General features: G+C 66.8%; 20 protein-coding genes. 18 read left to right on the top strand and 2 right to left on the bottom strand.

Features of this window, described 5'->3' with window-relative positions; all coding sequences use genetic code 11:
- Positions 1–60: 60 nt before the first annotated feature.
- A complete protein-coding gene (locus tag DTQ71_RS17720) occupies positions 61–1,188 on the bottom strand; it encodes an acyltransferase family protein (RefSeq protein ID WP_109565638.1) in 1,128 nt (375 codons plus the stop codon).
- Between the two features lie 158 nt (positions 1,189–1,346).
- Here DTQ71_RS17720 and DTQ71_RS17725 point away from each other — a divergent pair, with 158 nt between their 5' ends.
- The 11 genes from DTQ71_RS17725 (at position 1,347) to DTQ71_RS17775 (ending at position 13,093) form a co-directional block, all read left to right on the top strand.
- The gene (locus DTQ71_RS17725; RefSeq protein WP_109565639.1) at positions 1,347–2,774 is read left to right on the top strand and encodes a homospermidine synthase; all 1,428 of its coding nucleotides are present in this window, start codon (positions 1,347–1,349) and stop codon (positions 2,772–2,774) included.
- Between the two features lie 99 nt (positions 2,775–2,873).
- The gene (locus tag DTQ71_RS17730) at positions 2,874–4,049 is read left to right on the top strand and encodes a hypothetical protein (RefSeq protein WP_109565640.1); all 1,176 of its coding nucleotides are present in this window, start codon (positions 2,874–2,876) and stop codon (positions 4,047–4,049) included.
- 136 nt (positions 4,050–4,185) lie between these two features.
- Positions 4,186–5,412 (top strand): MFS transporter, encoded by a 1,227-nt coding sequence (locus DTQ71_RS17735; protein WP_109565641.1) that lies wholly within the window; start codon positions 4,186–4,188, stop codon positions 5,410–5,412.
- 58 nt (positions 5,413–5,470) lie between these two features.
- Positions 5,471–6,121, top strand: coding sequence for a peptide-methionine (S)-S-oxide reductase MsrA (msrA, locus tag DTQ71_RS17740; protein ID WP_109565642.1), 651 nt, complete (start codon positions 5,471–5,473; stop codon positions 6,119–6,121).
- A gap of 329 nt (positions 6,122–6,450) precedes the next feature.
- Positions 6,451–7,098 carry a VPLPA-CTERM sorting domain-containing protein gene (locus DTQ71_RS17745; protein WP_109565643.1) on the top strand — a complete coding sequence of 216 codons (648 nt, stop codon included), beginning with the start codon at positions 6,451–6,453 and terminating at the stop codon, positions 7,096–7,098.
- 170 nt (positions 7,099–7,268) lie between these two features.
- Positions 7,269–9,221, top strand: a complete 1,953-nt coding sequence (locus DTQ71_RS17750) for an AMP-binding protein (protein ID WP_109565644.1) — start codon at positions 7,269–7,271, stop codon at positions 9,219–9,221.
- 368 nt (positions 9,222–9,589) lie between these two features.
- Positions 9,590–10,237, top strand: a complete 648-nt coding sequence (locus DTQ71_RS17755) for a hypothetical protein (RefSeq protein WP_109565645.1) — start codon at positions 9,590–9,592, stop codon at positions 10,235–10,237.
- A gap of 85 nt (positions 10,238–10,322) precedes the next feature.
- On the top strand, positions 10,323–11,138 hold the full coding sequence (locus DTQ71_RS17760) for an ABC transporter ATP-binding protein (protein ID WP_109565646.1): 816 nt from the start codon (positions 10,323–10,325) through the stop codon (positions 11,136–11,138).
- A gap of 380 nt (positions 11,139–11,518) precedes the next feature.
- Entirely contained in the window at positions 11,519–12,529 is a 1,011-nt protein-coding gene (locus DTQ71_RS17765; RefSeq protein ID WP_109565647.1) for a branched-chain amino acid ABC transporter permease, read from the top strand.
- 110 nt (positions 12,530–12,639) lie between these two features.
- Positions 12,640–12,849, top strand: coding sequence for a hypothetical protein (locus DTQ71_RS17770; protein WP_109565648.1), 210 nt, complete (start codon positions 12,640–12,642; stop codon positions 12,847–12,849).
- A gap of 40 nt (positions 12,850–12,889) precedes the next feature.
- A complete protein-coding gene (locus DTQ71_RS17775; RefSeq protein ID WP_109565649.1) occupies positions 12,890–13,093 on the top strand; it encodes a hypothetical protein in 204 nt (67 codons plus the stop codon).
- 159 nt (positions 13,094–13,252) lie between these two features.
- On the opposite strand, the gene DTQ71_RS17780 is transcribed toward DTQ71_RS17775, so the two are convergent.
- Positions 13,253–13,684: an SHOCT domain-containing protein gene (locus DTQ71_RS17780; RefSeq protein ID WP_146204890.1), complete on the bottom strand. Its 432-nt coding sequence runs from the start codon at positions 13,682–13,684 to the stop codon at positions 13,253–13,255.
- A gap of 42 nt (positions 13,685–13,726) precedes the next feature.
- Here DTQ71_RS17780 and DTQ71_RS17785 point away from each other — a divergent pair, with 42 nt between their 5' ends.
- From DTQ71_RS17785 to DTQ71_RS17820, 7 genes are all read left to right on the top strand, one after another.
- Complete coding sequence (locus tag DTQ71_RS17785; protein ID WP_109565651.1) at positions 13,727–14,803, top strand: branched-chain amino acid ABC transporter permease; 1,077 nt, start codon at positions 13,727–13,729, stop codon at positions 14,801–14,803.
- A 70-nt stretch (positions 14,804–14,873) separates the two neighbouring features.
- Entirely contained in the window at positions 14,874–16,160 is a 1,287-nt protein-coding gene (locus tag DTQ71_RS17790; protein WP_109565652.1) for an ABC transporter substrate-binding protein, read from the top strand.
- A gap of 687 nt (positions 16,161–16,847) precedes the next feature.
- On the top strand, positions 16,848–17,699 hold the full coding sequence (locus DTQ71_RS17800; protein ID WP_109565654.1) for an ABC transporter ATP-binding protein: 852 nt from the start codon (positions 16,848–16,850) through the stop codon (positions 17,697–17,699).
- Positions 17,699–18,181 (top strand): hypothetical protein, encoded by a 483-nt coding sequence (locus tag DTQ71_RS17805; RefSeq protein WP_109565655.1) that lies wholly within the window; start codon positions 17,699–17,701, stop codon positions 18,179–18,181. Before DTQ71_RS17800 ends, DTQ71_RS17805 begins: the two co-directional genes overlap by 1 nt.
- A 190-nt stretch (positions 18,182–18,371) precedes the next feature.
- A complete protein-coding gene (thpR, locus tag DTQ71_RS17810; protein ID WP_109565656.1) occupies positions 18,372–18,914 on the top strand; it encodes an RNA 2',3'-cyclic phosphodiesterase in 543 nt (180 codons plus the stop codon).
- Between the two features lie 199 nt (positions 18,915–19,113).
- Positions 19,114–20,112: a phosphatase domain-containing protein gene (locus tag DTQ71_RS17815; protein ID WP_170125486.1), complete on the top strand. Its 999-nt coding sequence runs from the start codon at positions 19,114–19,116 to the stop codon at positions 20,110–20,112.
- Positions 20,109–21,278: a phenylacetate--CoA ligase family protein gene (locus DTQ71_RS17820; RefSeq protein ID WP_109565658.1), complete on the top strand. Its 1,170-nt coding sequence runs from the start codon at positions 20,109–20,111 to the stop codon at positions 21,276–21,278. Before DTQ71_RS17815 ends, DTQ71_RS17820 begins: the two co-directional genes overlap by 4 nt.
- Positions 21,279–21,287: the final 9 nt, after the last annotated feature.

Consider the following 21,287-nt stretch of genomic DNA (forward strand, 5'->3'; position numbering starts at 1 on the left):
GGTGAAACCCCGCCCTTCGCTTTCCAGGCGGGCCGTCCGAAGGGGCGGCCCGTTTCGCGTTCAGGCGCCCTGCGTGGCCGACCGTCTCACCAGCGCGCGCAAGGCCCGCCGCTGCGTGCCCAGCGTCCGCTCGAAAAGGGCCGCGAAGACCAGACAGATCGTGAGCGTCGCCAGCGCCAGGGCCGCGTCGCGCGCCAGCGTCTCGCCCATGCCGTCGAACCGCACCCGCAGCGCGTGAAGCACCGGCTGATGCACGACATAAAGCGAGAACGTTCCGCCCGCCGCCCAGCGCAGCCAGGGCCGGTCGCGCACCGCGCGATCCCGCAGGAGCGCGGCAACGCCCAACAGGTGCAGCGCCGTCAGCCCCGCCAGAATCAGCGCCCAGGGCGCGATGAAGCCGAAGCGGATCACGCGCATTCCCTCCGGACCGAGCAGGTGGAAGGCCCGTTCAGCCATCCGCGGCCCGAGGCCCAGCCAGAGCGACGGCGCGATCAGCAGGACAGGCCCCAGCGCCATCGCCCAAGCGCGCACGCCCTTCGGCAAGTCCCCAGCCTCCAGCCGCGACCAGACCCAGACGCCCAGCGCCCAGGCGGGCAGCAGCGCCAGCGCGCCCGGCCCCATCGCCACGAGACCGATCGCCAGCGCCACGATGCGGACGCGTCCCTCAAGAAACACGGCGCAGGCGAAGAGCGCGTAATAGGCCGCCTCATAGCTGAGCGACCAATAGGGCAGGTTTGACCCCATCAGTTCGCCGAAGGGCAGCCACTCCGACGAAAACGTCGCCCCGAGCAGCAAGGCGCGCGCGAGCCCGATCTCCTGATAGGCGATCTCGGCATAGTGCCAGGGCGCGGCCGCAACGCCCCAGCGATCCAGCAGCCATCCCAGCACCAGCGCCGGAAGGGCCACCGACCAGAGCCGGGTCAGACGGTCGAAGACGAAGCCCCGCCCCGTGACCCCCGACCGGCCTGCGGCCCGTGCGACGATGAGGCCGGACAGGACGAAGAAGACCACCACCGCGTCACGGCCGAGCTCCAGTCGAAGAAACCACTCCCAGCGCCCTCCCGTCAGCCGCGAATCGGAGAGATGGGTGAGAAAAACGGCAAGGGCCGCGCCGATCCGCAACGCCTCCAGATAGAGGGACAACCCGCGAGAAAGCGGGTCGCGCGGCGGAAGGTCAGAGACGGACATGCCCGCATCCTGGCCCGACCTACGGACATCAGTCCGGCGGGAACGGGGAGATTTCAGGGCCAGCCAGCCCCTCAGACAGCGATAAGGCGCCGCTGCACGTTTCCTTCCGCGTCCGACTGGCCTATGCCCCCGCTGTCCAAGCTCAGGAGGCCCGCGCAATGTCACAGACCCCCACCGGACCCATCCACGCCCGGATCGAAGGCGCCGTCGTGATGATCGGCTTCGGCTCCATCGGGCGCGGGACGCTCCCTCTTCTGGAACGGCATTTCGACTACGATCGCGACAAGTTCCTCGTGATCGAACCCGCCGAGAAGGGCTGCGAGGAGTTGCAGGCGCGGGGCATCGCCCACCGCCAGGTCGCGCTGACTCCCGACAATTACCGCGAGGTGCTGGGCGAGGTGCTGACGCCCGGCGCGGGGTTCTGTGTGAACCTGTCGGTGGACACGTCCAGCCTGGACCTGATGCGCTACTGCCGCGAGATCGGGGTTCCGTATATCGATACCGTCGTGGAACCCTGGGCCGGCTTCTATTTCGACACCGAGGACAACGCCGCGCGCACCAATTACGCGCTCCGCCAGGCCGTGCGCGACGAGAAGGCGGCCAATCCCGGCGGGACCACCGCCGTCTCCTGCTGCGGCGCGAATCCCGGCATGGTCAGCTGGTTCGTGAAGGCCGCGCTTCTGCGCCTGGCCGAGGATGTGGGCGCCGACACAAGCACGCCCACCAGCCGCGAAGGCTGGGCCAAGCTGATGCAGTCCCTCGGCGTCAAGGGCGTCCATATCGCCGAGCGCGACACCCAGGCCCGCGCCGCGCCGCGCCCACGCGACGTCTTCGTCAACACCTGGTCGGTCGAGGGCTTTATCGCCGAGGGATTCCAGCCGGCCGAATTGGGCTGGGGCACCCACGAGACCTGGTTCCCGGAGAACGGTCGTCGCCACGGCAGCGGCTGCCAATCGGCGATCTGGCTCAACCGCCCCGGGGCGATCACCCGCGTCCACACCTGGTGCCCCACGCCCGGCCCGCAATTCGGCTTCCTCGTCACCCATAACGAGGCGATTTCGATCTCCGACTACTACACGGTCGGCACCGGCTCCTGGCCCGAATACCGGCCGACCTGCCACTACGCCTACCACCCCTGCGATGACGCGGTGCTGTCGCTGCATGAGATGTTCGGCTCGGGTCGGGTGCAGGACACGCACCACATCCTGTCCGAGGACGAGATCGTGACCGGCATCGACGAACTCGGCGTGCTGCTCTTCGGACACGAGAAGAACGCGCTCTGGTACGGCTCGCGCCTGTCGAACGAAGAGACGAAGCGCCTCGCCCCCGACCAGAACGCGACCGGCTTGCAGGTCACGAGCGCGGTGCTGGCCGGCATGGTCTGGGCGCTGGAGAACCCGAACGCGGGCATCGTCGAGACCGACGAGATGGATCACGCCCGCTGCCTGGAAATCCAGACGCCCTATCTGGGTCCGGTCGAGGCGCATTACACCGACTGGACGCCGCTCCAGGACCGCTGGCAGCACTTCCCCGAGGATATCGACGAGCGCGATCCCTGGCTGTTCCGCAACGTGCTGGCGAGCTGAACGCGGCATCCGGGGTTTGATTTCGGGCGCGGGACGCGCAACGCTTGTCGTTGGGTCAATTTCGGCCCGGGCCCGAATCCAGACCTCGGAGAGACCGCCATGCCCCGCCCGCCGCTTCTCGCGCTTGCCGCCTGCCTTGCCCTGCCCGCCCAGGCTCAGACCTATGCGGACTGCGAGGGCCCGGGCTGGCAGGAGAAATCCGACGCGGCCTTCGCGGCCGATTGCGTCGCCATGGCCTTCGAGGGCGACCTGGCGCATCGCCAGCGTCTGGCCTGGCTGTTTTTCGCCCGCATCAACCAACCGATCCCCGCCAAGGCAGGGACAGGCATTGATGGCGGCGACTGGGTCCCGCAATGGCTGGGCTGGCCCACCGATCCCGACACTTTCGCCACGCGCCTTCCCTTTCCGTTCGACAACACGCCGCGCGCGACGATGAAGCCCTCGGTCGAGAAGAAGGCGCTGGAGGCCGGGCGCATCACCCGCGAGGACCCGGACGGCTCCAACGAAGAAGTGACGCGCAACCGGATCGCCTATGACTACCTGATCGAGGCCGGACTCACGACCAAGCGGGACGTGGACACCTTCTTCAAGGACAAAAATATGGTCGACATGCCCGTCGGCTCGGTCGAGCTGAAGGCCTCCTGGATGCGCCTGGAGCCGGACCAGCAGGCGCCGGACGGGGCGATCACCTACACCTTCACCGGCGGCACCTACTATTTCCGCGGGCTGCATATCATGGTGAAGATGCAGTCGCTGACGAACCCGGAGGATATCTTCTACTCGGAAGAGCCAAGCTGGTTCTGGACGACCTTTGAGTTCAACGGCGATCCGGGCGTGGACCATATCCGCGAGACCTTCATCACGCAGCGCGCGCCGCTCGACCTGGAGACCGAGATCAAGCCGATCCTGGCGGAGGCGGGGATCGCCGGGCTTGGATTCGAGAGCTATGCCCCCAACGGCACACAGATCCGCTTCACGGTCGACGGGGACGGGAGCGAGCCGGTCATCCTCGGCCACTCCCATATGGAAGACTTCGCCGGCGGCCCCAACACGGCCCAGCCTCAATATTGGACCCAGTTCGAGGCGAGCTGCCATAGCTGCCATGCCACCGCGTCCTACAACCCCAAGACGGGCCTGTTCTTTCCGTTCTCGGTCCCCAAGGGTGTCCTGAGCCGGACCTATAACAACGTCGATACGACGCAGCTGGCCCATTACCTGAGCCAGGGCTATCGGCCGCTCGACTTCATGTGGCCCATCGCGTTCCAGGCCCGCTGAGCGGCGGCCCGGACCAGCGAAGGAGAGTGGGCGGGGTCATAGGGGCCTGGTGTCCGCCGCCCAGGCCCGTTTTTGACAGTTATCTGTGCGCAGACGCTGGATAGACAGCGGGGCGCGACCGGCGTAGCGCGGTGCCATGCGTCTGTTTCCCCTCTCCCATGCTCAGGACCTGCCCGTCTGGCGCAGACCCGAAGCCCTCCTCGCGCTGATGGCCTTCGCGATGCCGGTCAGCTTCGCGACCTGGTCCGCCCTGCTCGACAACTTCACCATCCGCGAGGTGGGGTTCGACGGCTCCGATACGGGGCTTCTGCATTCCGTGCGGGAGATCCCGGGCTTCCTAGCGATCGGAGTGATCGCCGTGATCATGTTCGTGCGCGAGCAAGTCCTGGCGCTGACCGCGCTGATGCTGCTCGGCCTCGCCACCGCGCTCACGGCGCAGTTTCCGACCATGGGCGGGCTGCTGATCATCACGCTGCTCAGCTCGATCGGCTTCCATTATTACGAGACGGTGAACCAGTCATTGCAGCTGCAATGGCTCCCCGTCGACAAGGCGCCCCGGATGCTCGGCGTGCTGCTGTCGATTAGCGCGGCGGGAACGCTGGTCGCCTATGGCGCGGTGGTGCTGACTTGGCGCGCCTTCGACCTGAGCTTCGATCTGGTCTATTGGGTGGCGGGCGGCTTCACCGCTGCCGTGGCGGCCTTGGCCCTGCTGCTTTTCCCCCAGTTCGAGAGCCCGCACCCGCAGACCAAGAAATTCGTCCTACGCAAGCGCTACTGGCTCTATTACGCGATGCAGTTCATGTCGGGCGCTCGGCGGCAGATCTTCATCGTCTTCGCCTATTTCATGATGGTGGAGCGGTTCGACCTGCAGGTCGATCAGATGACGATGCTGCTGATGGTGACGATGGTCGTGAACATGACGACGGCCCCGCTGGTTGGCCGAGCGGTCGCGTATTTCGGCGAGCGGCGCGCGCTGATGGTCGAATATGGCGGGCTCTTCACGGTCTTCGTGCTCTATGCCGCGCTCTACGTCTATGACTGGGGGGTCTGGGCCGCCTGCGCCCTGTTCGTGGCCAATAACGTGTTCTTCTCGCTGGCGCTGGCCATCAAGACCTACTTCCAGAAGATCGCGACCCCATCCGACATCGCGCCCACCGCCGCGGTTGCCTTCACGATCAATCACATCGCAGCAGTCTTCCTGCCGGTCTCGCTGGGCTTGCTCTGGTTGGTCTCTCCGATGGCCGTCTTCGCGACAGCGGCCGCCATGGCGCTGATTTCGCTGGGCCTGTCGACCCTGGTCCCCCGCCATCCCAGAGAGGGCCACGAGACGGTGTTCATGCCGCGGTTGGCCGCGGCGGAATAGCCCGCCCCTTGGACGACGCCCGCGCGGTGTTTATCTTCTAGACCGAAGGAGATGCCCGATGTTCAACCTGCTGCGCCCCAGTGCCGAAAAGCTCCCCGCCGACGCCACACTGCCCGGCCGTCCGGACCCGATCCCGACTGCCGACACGCATCACGTGTACGGGACGCCTCTCTCGAACGAGGTCCCCGAGGGCATGGAAGAGGCGATGTTCGGCATGGGCTGCTTCTGGGGCGTGGAGCGGATGTTCTGGCAGGTGCCCGGCGTCCATATGACCCTGGTGGGCTATGCCGGGGGCGAGACCCCGAATCCGACCTATCAGGAGGTCTGCTCGGGCCGGACGAATCATAATGAGGTCGTCCGCGTGATCTACGATCCGAAGAAGGTGACCTACGAGGACTTGCTTCGCATCTTCTGGGAGGGGCACGATCCCACTCAGGGCATGCGCCAGGGCAACGACCGAGGCACGCAGTATCGTTCTGGAATCTATACCCATTCCGAGGCTCAGTGGAAGGCGGCCGAGGCCACGCGCCAGGCGATGGAGCCGCGTCTGCGTCAGGCGGGCTATGGCGCGATCACGACCGAGATCCTTCCGGCGCCAGCCTTCTTCCACGCCGAAGACTACCACCAGCAGTATCTCTCGAAGAACCCGGGGGGATATTGCGGCCTCGGCGGGACGGGGGTGTCCTGCCCGATCGGAACAGGCGTCTGAACGATTCTCGCACCAAACGGCGCCGGAGCGAGCCACTGACCGCCCTTGGGCAACATCCGATCGCCTCAGCCAGATCTGACCCAGGGCACACCCCTTCATCAAATATTTGATAACAATCAATTTTTCCGAGGCGCGCAGCAAACTCACGCGACCGCCCCACCCCCGGGTGGCGTTTACGCGTCAGACAGGCAACAGCACAAAAATAACAAGATTAGGGCTCAGAGGGGGCTAGCGAAAACCTTAACGGTTCGTTAGCAATAGTCATTGATACAGCGTATTCTGGTTTCCTTGGGTGCGCGTTGTGACTTCAAACGTATGAGGCTGTGCGAATGAAATTCAGGACCCTGCTGGCCACGATGGTAGCCGCGCTTGCGTTCTCCGGCGCGGCGAGCGCCGCAACGCTCAAAGTGACCGAAGGCAACCGTGCGCTTGTGAATGGAACCGTCGCAGTCGCCGACCCCGGCCCCGTCGGTGTGAATCTTGGCACCGTCGACGGCATCAACGTCGCCGAGAGCTATGGCGTACTGGTTGCCGGTCAGGACGGCTACACCTTCGTCTCGACCGCGCTGACGGCGAGCATTGATTTCGTCTTCGGTGGGATCCAGACCGTTGCCGGCAATCTGAACTCCGGCCTGATCACGTCGATCGACGCCGGCGACAACGAGGGCCCCAAGACCATTACGTTCAACCTCTACAGCGGCAACACGAACGGCGGCACGCTCCTGGACACGACCAGCCGCACGGGCGACGTGACGACCCTAGCCGATAATGGTGGTACGACCTCGATCTTCTCCGGTCTTGCCGCTGGCTCCTACTACTTCGAGATCCTCGGCAATGGCGACGGGCGCGCGACGACTTACGACATCACCTACACGGGTGTGGGCGAAGCGTCCCCGGTCCCGCTGCCGGCCTCGGCCCTTTTGCTGATCGGTGGGATCGCCGGTCTCGGCTTCGCCCGCCGCCGCAAGACGACCTGAGCATCCAACCAGCCTGACGACCGAAACGCGGTCGGCGAAAGCCGGCCGCGTTTTTCGTTGTGCGTGCCGGTCGTAACAATTCGTTGGGATCTGGAAACACCTGTGCAGGGATCGCCTTCCATCGTCGCGGACAACCGGGCGTCTGCCCGGCGCGAGGGGGGGAGCCGAGCATGACGACGACAGACCTGCGGACGATTCCGGATTTCCTGGATCGCAACGCGAGCCAATTCGCCGATGCCCCCGCCTACCGCGAGAAGGAATTCGGCATCTGGCAGGAATGGACCTGGTCGGATGCCAAGACCGAGATCGAGGAGATGGCCCTCGGCCTGATCGAGCTGGGCATCGAGATCGGCGAGCATGTGGCCGTGATCGGCCGCAACCGCCCGCAACTCTACATGGCCATGGTCTCCGCCCAATGTGCGGGCGCGATCCCGGTGCCGCTCTATGCCGATGCCGTGGGGGAAGAGATCGCCTATGTGCTCGGCCATTGCTCCGCCAAGTTCGTCATCGCCGGCGATCAGGAGCAGGTCGACAAGGTGATCGAGGTCCGTGACCGGATCGAGGGCCTGCGCCATGTCGTCTATCTCGACGGGCGGGGCCTTCGGAAATACGACCATTCGGCCATGTCCTCCCTGGCCGATATGCGGGCCCGCGGCGCCAAGGGAGACCGGGAGGAACTGGCCCGCCGCCGTGCCCAGCAAACCGGCGCCACCACCTGCGTCATGCTCTACACCTCCGGCACGACCGGGAAGCCCAAGGGCGTGGTGCTGAGCCATGACAACATCGTCAAGACCTCCCTCGCCTCCGCGGAGTTCGACGGCCTGCGCCAGACCGACGAGGTTCTGGCCTACCTGCCGATGGCCTGGGTCGGCGATTTCATCTTCTCCATCGGTCAGGCGATGGTGACGGGCTTCTGCGTGAACTGCCCCGAATCCGAGAACACGATCATGCAGGATCTGCGGGAGATCGGGCCGACCTATTACTTCGCGCCCCCTCGCGTCTTCGAGACGCAGCTCACCAACGTGATGATCCGGATGGAGGATGCCGGCGCCTTCAAGAAGAAGATGTTCAACCGCGCCATGGCCCATGCCAAGACGGTTGGGCCGAAGCTGCTTGACGGCGAGGAGGTACCCTTCTGGGACCGCCTCAAATACCGCCTGAACGAATTGCTCGTCTTCGGGCCGCTCAAGAACACGCTCGGCCTCAGCCGCGTCCGGGTCGGCTATACGGCGGGCGAGGCGATTGGACCCGAGCTGTTCGATTTCTACCGTTCCATCGGGATCAACCTGAAGCAGCTCTACGGCCAGACCGAGGCCTCGGTCTTCATCACCCAGCAGAAGGACGACGAGGTTCGCGCCGACACGGTCGGGACGCCCACCCCGGGCGTGGAGCTCAAGATCGCCGAGAGCGGCGAGGTCTTCTACCGCTCCCCCGGGACGTTCCAAGAATACTACCAGAACCCCGAATCGACGGCCTCGACCAAGGACGCGGAGGGCTGGGTGGCGACCGGCGACGCGGGCTTCATCGAGCCCGATACCGGCCATCTACGCATCATCGACCGGGCCAAGGACGTCGGAAAGATGGCCGACGGCGCGCTCTTCGCGCCCAAGTTCGTCGAGAACAAGCTGAAGTTCTTCCCCGAGATCTACGAGGCCGTCGTCTTTGGCAATGGCCGCGAACGCTGCGTGGCCTTCGTCAATATCGACCTGACCGCGGTCGGCAACTGGGCCGAGCGCAATAACATCGCCTATGCGTCCTATCAGGAACTGGCGCAGCATCCCCGCGTGATCGAGATCATCAAGGGCCATGTCGAGCAGGTGAACCGCTCGGTCGCCGAGGACGAGATGCTGGCGGGTTGCCAGATCCACCGCTTCCTGGTGCTGCACAAGCAACTCGACGCCGATGACGACGAGATGACCCGCACGCAGAAGGTCAAGCGCCGCACCATCGAGGCAAAGTATTCGGACCTGATCGATGGGCTCTATGGCGGCGCGGACGAGGTCTATACCGAGACCGAAGTCACCTATGAGGACGGCCGCAAGGGCAAGATCCGCGCCACGGTGAAGATGATCGACGCGAAGGTGGCGCCGGCCCACGCAAAGGTGCTGGAGGCGGCGGAGTGAGCTCTCCGCTCCCAGGATATCAGACAGTGCATGATGCGGATCTGCAGTTTTACGGACGCGACTCGTGGATCGCTCCCGGAGACGCCGAGGAGCTATCGATACTCCTCGTTCCAACCAATGATCCCCGGTCCGGTGCCTCTCCGGACGGCCTGGGCGAAGAGGGCGAGCGGTTCGAGACTGAGGGACATCCTGGGCCTCATCCGTTTCGCCCCCGCCCATCGATACCGCACCGGCCAGTCGCACGAGGCCGGATGAACGAAAGGTTCCCCATAGCCAGATCCCGTGCCAGATCGATTTCGAGAGACGCGCAGAACCGGCCCTCCAAGGGACGTAGGGCGGGGCTCACCCCGCCATCCCGACGCGGCGGGGTGACCCCCGCCCTACGGGGCCTCGCTGCCGCGCTGCTTCTCGCCACCCCCGCCAGCGCCGACCTCGCCACCGAATGGCGCGACCTGCAGGCGCGCTGCGGGGCGGCCATCGTTCGGGGCGCGGCGCTGGACTTGTCCGGGCTGCGGGAGCGAGCACCGGATTTTGCCTATAACCGCGACGTCACCGACGGTACCCGCCGCTATGTCGCCCCTGGCGCCGCCACGGTCGGCGGTCGCCTCGTGCCACGCAATTTCGAGGCGCCCGACGGCGCCCTCCGGATGCGCCTGATCGAGCACCGCACCCGCCCCGGCACCCGGGCCATCTGCGAGATCGTGCCGCGCCGCGCCTTGTCGCGGGAGGAGGCGGACACCCTGCTGGCCGCGTATCGCGAAATGAAGCGCGCGGCCCTCGAACAGGGCGGATGGCAAGAGACGCCGCTTCGCTCCGACGCAACGGTCACCCGAGAGGGAATGGTAACGACCGCGCCCAATGCGCGCGACTGCCCAGTCATCGCCCAGATCACGGTCCGCGCGGCGGAGGGCGATGTGCGATCGTCCGTGAGCGAGATGGCCGGAGCGCCCGATTGCGGCGGCCCGTCGCTGCTCGACCGTCCCGCCCCGCCCGCGCCAGAGGGAGAGGACATATGACGACCTGTAGGGCGGGCATCCTGCCCGCCATCCCCGACCAGATGCAGGCGGTGGGCATGGTGATGCCCACCCTACGGAGGCCCTGATGCTCGACGCTGAAAGCTACACCACGGCGGATGGCCGCACTATCGGCGGCACGGTCCTTGATCTGCGCAACATCACGCTCCGCTTCGGGGGTGTGGAAGCGATCAAGAATATCTCCTTCGACATCCGTGAGGGCGAGATCCGCGCGATCATCGGGCCAAACGGGGCCGGCAAGTCCTCAATGCTCAACGTGATCTCGGGCTTCTACGTCCCGCAGGAAGGCGAAGTCTGGTTCCGTGGCGCGCCCCGCCCGCCGATGAAGCCCTATCAGGTCGCCCAACAGGGCATCGCCCGGACCTTCCAGAACATCGCGCTGTTCGAGGGCATGTCGGTGCTCGACAACGTGATGACCGGGCGGCTGGGCATGATGTCGGACAACCTCTTCACCCAGGCGCTGTGGTGGACCGGCGCCGCGAAGGAAGAAGAAGAGAACCGCGCCGCCGCCGAGCGCGTCATCGACTTCCTGGAGATCCAGGCGATCCGCAAGACGCCGGTCGGTCGCCTGCCCTATGGCCTCAAGAAGCGGGTCGAACTGGCCCGGGCGCTCGCCGCCGAGCCGAAGCTTCTGCTGCTCGACGAGCCGATGGCGGGGATGAATGTCGAGGAAAAGGAGGACATGTCCCGCTTCATCCTCGACGTGAACGACGAGTTCGGGACGACCATCGCCCTGATCGAGCACGACATGGGCGTCGTCATGGACCTCTCGGACCGGGTCGTGGTGATGGATTACGGCCGCAAGATCGGGGATGGCACGCCGGACGAGGTGCGGTCGAACCAGGACGTGATCGACGCCTATCTCGGGGTCGCTCATGACTGAACTGCGTGCCCGGTCGAGAGCGCCGGGGGCTCTGCCCCCGGACCCCCGGAGTATTTCCGGCCGGAAGAAGAGGGCTTGGAGCGCCGAGGCCTCCCTCGTCGCTGAATCTGCGGCTCTTCTGAGCGGAGAGCTCAATACTGAAGCGGGGTCACGGCGCTTTGCGGCGATCCCGTGTCCGCCCTGTCGCGACCTGACCGAGCCCCGGCATCGGGGCCGGCGGCGCGGTCTTCCGCGACCCGCGGCGCTGGCCCGCGCCCAGCGCGCCCGCGAGGCCGCGCCCTCATCGAACACCGGCGGGCATTGGCCCACGGCAAGAACGAACGACGGCCCGCGCCCGGCTCTGGCCGGGGCCTGGGCTTTTTCGTCGAAGGAGATCTGAGATGCCCGACACGCTCATCTTCGGAATGGAGGTCGCGCTGAACGGCCTCATGGCCGGGGTCATGTATTCCCTCGTCGCCCTGGGTTTCGTGCTGATCTTCAAGGCATCCGGCATTTTCAACTACGCGCAGGGCGTGATGGCGCTTTTCGCCGCGATGACCCTGGTGGGCATCCAGAACGGCCAGGTGCCCTTCGCCCACCTGATCAACGCGATCTTCGGCACCGACATTCATTATTTCGGGTGGGAGTTGCCCGCCCTGCTCGCCATCGCGCTGACGGTCGTCGTCATGATCGCCTTCGCCTGGGCGGTGAACCGCTTCGTCTTCCGCCATCTCGTCAACCAGGAGCCGATCATCCTGTTCATGGCGACGATCGGCCTGGCCTTCTTCCTGGAAGGCGTCGCGGATCTGATGTGGGGCGCCGACATCAAGACGCTGGAAGTCGGCATCCCGCAGGGCATCAACGACTGGATCGACGGCACCACCTATGAGTGGTTCGGCTACGGCTTCTTCATCGACAACCTGGACATCACGGCCACGATCATCGCCGCCGTCCTGGTGGCCGCGCTGGTGGCCTTTTCGCAATACACCAAGCAGGGCCGGGCCCTGCGGGCCGTGGCCGACGACCATCAGGCGGCGCTGTCGGTGGGCATTTCGCTCAACTTCATCTGGGTGCTGGTCTGGTCGATCGCGGGCTTCGTCGCGCTGATCGCGGGGATCATGTGGGGCGCGAAGTCCGGCGTGCAGTTCTCGCTGTCGCTGATCGCGCTCAAGGCGCTGCCGGTGCTGATGCTGGGCGGCTTCACCTCGATCCCGGGCGCCATCGTGGGCGGGCTCATCATCGGCGTGGGTGAGAAGCTGTTCGAGTTCTGCTTCGGCACCGGCCAGTGCTTCGGGGGCGCGATCAACCTGGGCGGCGCGACCGAGAACTGGTTCGCCTATGTGCTGGCGCTGATCTTCCTGGTCTTCCGGCCGCAGGGCCTCTTTGGGGAGAAGATCATTGAGCGGGTGTAGGCCGATGCCCGAGCCTGGACCCGTGTCGCGCGGGAGCGCCCGCGTTCTCCGGTCCGTTCGATCCCTGTCCGGGGCCCCCGCCCCGCGCAACGGCTCGAAGACGGGCGACCATGTCGAGACGGGTCATCGTCGCGGGCGCGGGCTTGGTCGCGATCTCCCTGGCATGGGCAGGGGGGCTGGCTTGGCGCCCGCAGGACGGAGAGACGGCGCGGGTGGTGGTCGGCTTCGGCTGGGTGCATCTGTCGGGCGCGTTGGGTCTGGTCGCCGCATTGATGGGTGTGCTGGCGCGGATGCGGCGGAGGCGCCGTCCCCTGCTCTGACGACCGAGACTCCGGGCCGAGAGACGTCCGATGACTGGCCATGACTCGCGATCCTCGTCTCGCCTTCGCGCGCTCCACCGGCAGCCGGGTCTGGATGACCCATGCCGTCTGGGCCGTCGTGATGGGAGCGGCCTCGGTCTTTCTGTTCAGGCTGGGCGGACCGGTCTGGCCGCTTTTCGGATGCGTCACCCTGGCGGTCACCGGGGCGCGGGCATGGCAAGCCTGGACGCTGTGGCGCGCGTGAGGGGGCAGAGATGACCGCCCCGCTCCGCATGACCGGCCATTTCGCCGCCGCCGCGTTGCGCGTGATGCAGGCCGGGCCGGACGGCGCGGTGCTGCGGCGGCTCCGTCTGCGGGCGCAGGCAGGCGGGCAAGCTGTCGGTGCGGGCGGGCGGGCCGTGCCTCAGAACATCTCCCTGAAGAGAAAGACGAAGATGATCGCGAGGGCGACCAGGGCCAGCGCGCCCAGCGCCATGGCGCCGACTTCGGTAAGCGCCAGCAAGGTAGTGCCGCCGATCAGCGCACCCATGGCGACGATGAGGGTCAGCAGGCCGCGCCCGAAGGTTTCAAACGGGTTCCAAGACCGCGCGCGGTGCGTGACGTGGGACGCCGGGCGCAGCACACAGTCCTTGGCCGCCTCGAACTCGTCCTCGGTGAGTTCTCCGGCGTCGCGCAGCTGCAGCAGCTTCTGGATCTCGGTGGCGAGGGTCGACATGGCGGGCGCCTCCTTCGGGAACGGATCCTCAGTAGATAAGGACCGTGCCAGTTTCATGGCGTCCCTGGGACGGAGATGGACCGGCGCGGAATTGGAAACGGCGACGGCGCGGATGCGCATGCGGATCTCTCCGAGACCGCGCGAAGACATGGGAGGCAAGTGATGCTCTACAGGGAAGCGGGCGACTTCAAGACGTCCTACGGCGCCGACAACCAGACATTCCCGATCGCCTTCGACCGGCGAGCCTATTGGGTGATGCTGCTGGTGGCGGCGGTGATCCTGCCCTTCCTGGTGAACGACTACTGGGCGAACGCCTTCCTGGTGCCGTTCCTGATCTACGCCATCGCGGCACTGGGTCTGAACATCCTGACGGGCTATTGCGGGCAGGTCTCGCTCGGCACCGGCGGGTTCATGGCGGTGGGGGCCTATTCCTCCTACAAGCTGATGACGGCCTTTCCCTGGATGGACATGATCACGGTCACGATCCTGTCGGGGGTCATCACCGCCGCTGTCGGCGCGCTGTTCGGGCTGCCATCGCTGAGGATCAAAGGGTTTTATCTGGCCGTGGCCACGCTCGCCGCGCAGTTCTTCCTGGTCTGGATGTTCAACCGTGTGGGCTGGTTCTACAACTACTCCGCGAGCGGTCAGATTAGCGCGCCGGAGCGGACGATGTTCGGCATCGAGGTGACCGGCCCCAATACCGAAGCCTGGGCGCAATACCTCTTCTGCCTGTTTTTCGTAATCATCCTCGCCTGGGTTGCGCGCAACCTGACCCGAGGCACGGTCGGCCGCCAATGGATGGCGATCCGCGACATGGATATCGCCGCCGAGATCATCGGAGTGAACCCGCTGAAGGCCAAGCTGACGGCCTTCGCGGTCTCGTCCTTCTTCGTCGGCATCTCGGGCGCGCTGTTCTTCACCGTCTATCTGGGCGCGGTCGAGGTGGGAGAGGTCTACGGCATCCAGAAATCGTTCCTGGTGCTGTTCATGGTCATCATCGGCGGGCTCGGCTCCATCTTCGGAAGCTTCGCGGGCGCGGCCTTCCTGGTGCTGCTGCCGGTGATGCTGAAGCTGGTCGGCGTGGACCTGCTGGGCTGGCCCACGGACATCGTGGCGCATCTCAATCTGGTCATCGTCGGGGCACTCATTGTGTTCTTCCTCGTGGTCGAGCCGCACGGGCTGGCGCAGCTGTGGCGACTGACCAAGGAGAAGCTGAGATTGTGGCCGTTCCCGCATTAGGGGCCGCCACGGGAGGCGGCGGGGAAACCCCCGCCTTACGACATCGGATAACCAAGGGAGGAAACAACCGATGAAGAAACTAGGAACGCTCACGGTGGCCGCGATTTGCGCCGCCGCTCCGGCGATGGCGGACCTCGTGTTCCCGTCGCTCAGCTACCGCACCGGCCCCTATGCCGCGGGCGGCATTCCCTTCGCCGACGGCTATGCCGATTATTTCACCCTGCTCAACGAGCGTGACGGCGGCATCGGCGGCGTCATGACCCGCGTGCTGGAATGCGAGACCGGCTACAATACCGAGAAGGGCGTGGAGTGCTACGAGTCGACCAAGGGCGAAGGCTCGCTGGTTTATCAGCCGCTCTCGACCGGCATCACCTATCAGCTGATCCCCAAGACAGCCGCCGATGGCATTCCGCTGCACACGATGGGCTATGGCCGGACCTCGGCCGCCAATGGCGAGGTCTTCAACAACGTCTTCAACTACCCGGCCAACTACTGGGACGGCGCCTCAGTCGCGATCAACTACCTGCTCGACGAGAATGGCGGTGACATCTCCGGCAAGAAGATCGCGCTGGTCTATCACAACTCCGCCTATGGCAAGGAGCCGATCCGCACCCTGGAGGAGCTGTCGGCGAAGCATGGCTTCGAGCTGAGCCTGCTGGCCGTCGACCACCCGGGCCAGGAGCAGAAGTCCCAGTGGCTGCAAATCCGGCGCGAGCGCCCGGACTACGTCATCATGTGGGGCTGGGGCGTCATGAACCAGGTCGCCATCCAGGAGGCCGCCAACATCCGCTTCCCGATGGAGAACTTCATCGGCAACTGGTGGGCCGGGTCCGAGAACGACGTGACGCCGGTGGGCGAGGCCGCCAACGGCTACAAGTCGCTCGCCATGCACAATGTGGGCGACGACTTCCCGATCTTCGCCGACATCCAGTCATATGTCGTCGACAAGGGGCTGGCCGCCGGAAACGGGGATCAGATCGGCACGGTGCTCTATAACCGGGGCCTCTATGCCGCGATGCTTGCCGCCGAGGCCGCGAAGAACGCGCAGGAGATCCACGGCGTGGCCGATATCACGCCCGCGATGATGCGCGACGGCATGGAAGCGCTGGTTGTCGATGAGGCGCTGATGGAGAACCTGGGCATGCCGAACTTCGGCCCGGCCTTCAGCGTATCCTGCGAGAACCATGGCGGCTCCGGCCAGGCCAAGGTGCAGCAGTGGAACGCCGCCACGGGCGAGTGGGAGATCCTGACCGACTGGATCAGCTCCGACCGCGACGTGATCGATCCGCTGATCGAGGAAGACTCGATGGCCTATGCGGCGGAGAACGGCATCACCCCGTCCTGCGCCGATAGCTGACCCCGTCCCGCCGGGCCCTGCCCGGCGGACCCGATCCAGGCCGGGGCGTCCGCGCCCTGGCCGACCGGACCGCCTACGGTCCGGCAACACACTCCCGGAGCCCTACGTTCCGCAACCGCCCCGATGAAGGATCCGATGAGACGGCTTGGCCTGCCCCTCCGCGCGACGCTTCCGGCCTCCGGCTGCATCTCGGAGCGAGCCGGGGCAACGGCGTTCGGCCCGGTCGTCGGGATGACGCCCGGGCCACTGGTTTGCGCCGAAACCCGGATACTGGACGCTATTCCCGCCGACATGAAGAATCCTATGGCAGCGGACGCCCTGGCCAGCCGTAAGGGCGCCGACCGCGCGCAGGACGCCGGCGCGCGCGGCAACCGTCGGCCTGTCCCCTGCCCCTCCGTGACCCTGCCCCCCGTCACTGGCCCGCGTGTCACCCGCCCTGACGGGAGCCCGTCAGGTGCCCCCGATGCGAATGTCCTGGGCGGCCCCGCCCTCATCGGCGGGAGCGGCTCCGGGGCGCGGCCCGATCTCGCGGCTTACCGACCCGACATGCCGCGCGACGCTGCCCCCTCCGCCCTGGCCAGTCTGTGTTTTCTGCCGCCGCGCAGCATCGACGGCCGCCCTCCCATCGCCTCGCCGAGCGCCGCTGCCTCGCGCGCGCCGGCACCCGAACTCTGAAGGAGAAATCGCATGCTCGACGCCGAGGCCGAGAAGGCCCCAAAGACCGAAGGGATGGAGGGCGCGCGCCTTCTGGAAGTGAACAATATCGAGGTGATCTACAATCACGTGATCCTGGTGCTGAAGGGCGTCTCGCTCAGCGTCCCCAAGGGCGGGATCACCGCCCTGCTGGGCGGCAATGGCGCGGGTAAGACGACGACGCTCAAGGCGATCTCGAACCTGCTGCGCAGCGAGCGGGGCGAGGTCACAAAGGGCTCGATCACCTATCACGGCGAACGCATCCAGGATCTCAGCCCCGCCGATCTGGTCGAGCGCGGCGTGATCCAGGTGATGGAGGGCCGCCACTGCTTCGAGCATCTCACCATCGAGGAAAACCTGCTGACGGGCGCCTATACCCGCAAGGACGGCGCGGCCGCGATCAAGCAGGATCTGGAGATGGTCTATGACTACTTCCCCCGTCTGCGCGAGCGCCGCGCCTCCCAGGCAGGCTATACCTCGGGCGGGGAGCAGCAGATGTGCGCCATCGGCCGCGCACTGATGTCCCGACCCGAGACGATCCTTCTGGACGAGCCGTCCATGGGGCTGGCGCCGCAGCTGGTCGAAGAGATCTTCGGCATCGTGAAGTCGCTCAACGAGGAACAGGGCGTGAGCTTCCTGCTGGCCGAGCAGAACACCAACGTCGCGCTCCGCTTCGCCCATTACGGCTATATCCTGGAATCGGGCCGCGTGGTGATGGACGGCCCCGCGCAGGAATTGCGCGAGAACCCGGACGTGAAGGAATTCTATCTCGGCATGTCCGACGAGGGCCGGAAGTCGTTCCGCGACGTCCGCTCCTACCGCCGCCGCAAGCGGTGGCTGAGCTGATGGAGGCACTGGCTTCCGAATACGAGCTGCTCTGTCAGACCTATGAGAGCTTCAACGCCCAGAGCCTCGAGATCAAGGAATGGGGCGTCACCATCGGCGTGGCCGCCCTGATCGCGGCCTATGCCGCCAAGCCCGCCGAGCGTCCGGGCCGCCCCTTGGTCCTGCTGGCCGCCCCGGCCGCCCAGCCCTTCTGGATCACGGATGCGTTGTGGAAGGTCGTCCAGACCGGCTACCTCGCCCGGATCGGCGAGATCGAAGCGGCTCTGCGGGAGGAGCGCCCGATCGCGGCCCTCCAATCCTTTTCGACCTTGGCGGCCAGCGCCGAGGGGACCTTCACGCCGCGCGCCTTCTGGGAGGCGCGGATCAATCCCACCGTCTTCCTGCCCCATGCGCCGATCTTCGCGCTCGGGCTGCTGCTGGCGCTGATCTATCCGCCGAAGGCCGTCTCGCCGCCCGCGCCGCGCGGCGGGCTTCGCAGATGACCCGGAGCGCGGCAGGACGACGCTGGCCCGGCTTTGGCAATCAGCGAAGGAGGTGCGGCTGCCCCATACCCGGTGGGGCCAAGGTCGGTCCGCTGGCCCGTGGCACGCCTGTATTCGGACGTGCGCCCTGCCCGCTCTCGGGCTACCATGAGCGTACAAACCCCCGACAGGCGCGGCCGCGCCCGACCCCATGAGAACCTTCCTCGCCCTTCCCGTCCCCGAAAGCTGGATCACGCCGCTGGCCCGCGTGCAGGCCCACCTTCGCGGCGGACGCAAGGTGGACCTGGACGATCTGCACCTCACCCTCGCCTTTCTCGACGATCAGCCCGAGGACAGGTTGCAGGCGCTCCACGAGGAGTTGGAAGCGCGCGCGCTCTTCCCCGCGGAGCTGATGCCGACGGCCTATGGGGTGATCGGCGGAGGGAAGCCGCGAGCCGTCGTGCTCGATATCGCCCCGACCCCGGCCTTGACCGCTCTGCGCGAGAATGTGCGCCGCGCCGTCCGGGCCGCGGGCATCGACCTCCCGAGGGAGCGGTTCCGGCCCCATGTCACGCTCGCCCGCTACCCGGCCTCCGCACCGGGGGACGACCGCCTGCCGGAGCGGCTGGCCAGGCTCGGCCCGCCCGAGATGGTGCCCGACATGGCCGGCCCCGTCACGCTTTGGTCGTCGGTCCTGACCCCGCAGGGGCCCATCTACGAGGTCTTGTCCGCCTATCCTGGGGTGCCGGCATGATCGCGCGCGACCCATGCGGGACATCGCTCGGAACAGCGGATTGCGGCGGCGCGCTGTCCGTCCTCTCCGAGGGCGCGGCCATTGCGGCGCGCGGCGAAACCGGGCACCTCTCTCGCGCCGCCCTCCGACCGGGTCCGTCGGATCCGGCCCCAGCCCCACCGCGTTGACTTTGCGACAGACCGACCCGCAGGAGACGCCCATGCCCCGCGCCGCCCTCAAGTCCATCGCTCTGCCCCTCGCCCGTCGCGCCGAGGGCCTACTGGAGCGGATCGGAGACCGGGACGACGACGCGCCCGTGCTTGAGCCCTATCTCGGCTATGCCACGCCCGACGGCCTTGTCCTGCGCGGCCGGGTTCTATCCCATATCCGCCGCGACACGCCCGACGCGACGCAGTCCAAATGGACGAATGTCCGCCAGATGGTGCAGCTTTTCGTCACCGACGAGGTGGCGGATGTCGCGGTCGAAGCCGAGGGCGTCACCGCCGTCAGCGACACCGAGGGCTATATCCGCCTTGTGGTCGCGCGCGCGGCCTCCGCCGGCTGGACCGACGTGCCTGTCCGGATCGTCGGCTCCGAAGAGCCGGCGGTTGCGTTCCCCGCCCGTGTCCCCGGGCCGGACGCGGCCCATCTGGTCATCTCAGATATCGACGACACGGTGATCGAGACCGGCGCCCATTCCCTCGCCCGCAACCTCTGGACGACCTTCACCGGCTCCGCCCTGACCCGAACGGCCCACCATGACGCCAAGCGCCTGATGGAGGCCCTGGTCGAGGAGGACCGAAACCCGGTCTTCTATGTCTCGTCCAGCCCCTGGAACCTGCACGACTTTCTTGAGGCGCTGTTCGAGCGCCACGACCTGCCGCGCGGGCCCAAATTCCTGCGCGACTTGGGCATCACCGAGGAGGGCGTCGGCGCGAGCCACGGCACCCATAAGGGCAGCGCCATCGACGAGATCCTGGCCGCCAACCCGACCCTGCCCGCCTATCTGATGGGCGATAGCGGCCAAAAGGACGCCATCGTCTACCGCGACGCCATCCGCCGCCACCCGGGCCGCATCCTAGGCGTCGCGCTCCGCGAGCCCGCGCCCGGCGAGGGCGACGACGACGCGCAGGCCATCGCCGAGATCGAGGCGCTCGGCGTGCCCTGCTTCCACGGGCCCTCTTTCGACGGGGCCAGACATCACTGGGGACTGCAATGAGCCATTACGACGATCTGGAGACGCGATCAGCCGACGAACGGGAGGCCGCGCAGCTTGCGGCGCTCAAAGCGCAACTGGCCCAGATCGACGGCGCGGCCGAGGTCGAGAGCCTCGCCGACCTGACCAAGTTCCCGGTCCTGCGCAAGTCGCGGCTGGCCGAGTGGCAGGCGGCACAGCGCCCCTTCGGCGGCATCCGCGCCTCCAATGTCACGCATATGTTCCAGAGCCCGGGTCCGATCTACGAGCCGGGCTCCGTCGCCTCCGCCGATTGGTGGCGCATGGGCCGCTTCCTGCACGCGGTCGGCATCGGCACGACCGACGTGGTGCAGAACTGCTTCGGCTATCACCTGACCCCGGCGGGCCACATGTTCGAGAGCGGCGCGCGCGCCGTGGGCGCCGTGGTGATCCCGGCGGGGACCGGCCAGACCGACCTGCAAGTCCGGGCCGCCGCCGATCTGGGCGCCACCGCCTATGCGGGCACGCCCGACTACCTCAAGGTGATCCTCGACCGCGCCGCGGAGATGGGCGAGACGCTGGGCATCCGCCGGGCCGCCGTGGGGGGCGGCGCGCTGTTCCCCAGCCTGCGCCAGGACTATGCCGATCGCGGCATCCTCTGCCTGCAATGCTACGCGACCGCCGATCTGGGCAACATCGCCTATGAGAGCGAGTCGCAGGAGGGGATGATCATCGACGAGGGCGTGATCGTCGAGATCGTCCGCCCCGGCACCGGCGACCCGCTGCCCGAAGGCGAGGTGGGCGAAGTCGTCGTCACCTCGCTCAACCCCGACTACCCGCTGATCCGCTTCGCTACCGGAGACCTGTCCGCGATGATGCCGGGTCAATCGCCCTGTGGCCGCACCAATGCGCGCATCAAGGGCTGGATGGGCCGGGCCGACCAGACCACCAAGATCAAGGGCATGTTCGTCCGCCCCGAGCAGGTGGCCGAACTCGTCGCCCGCCATCCCGAGATCACCGCCGCCCGGGTGATCGCCACCCGCGACGGCGAAATGGACGCGATGACGGTGCAGGTGAAGGCCGAGGGCGGGGAGGAAGCGGCCTGGGCCGCAAGCGTGACCCAGGTGCTCAAGATGAAGGGCCGTGTGGAGCGGGTCGACACGCTACCCAATGACGGTCTCGTGATCGAGGACCGGCGCGACTACGGCTGAGGCGGGGGC

This window comes from Jannaschia seohaensis (assembly GCF_900116765.1).
GTDB lineage: Bacteria > Pseudomonadota > Alphaproteobacteria > Rhodobacterales > Rhodobacteraceae > Jannaschia > Jannaschia seohaensis.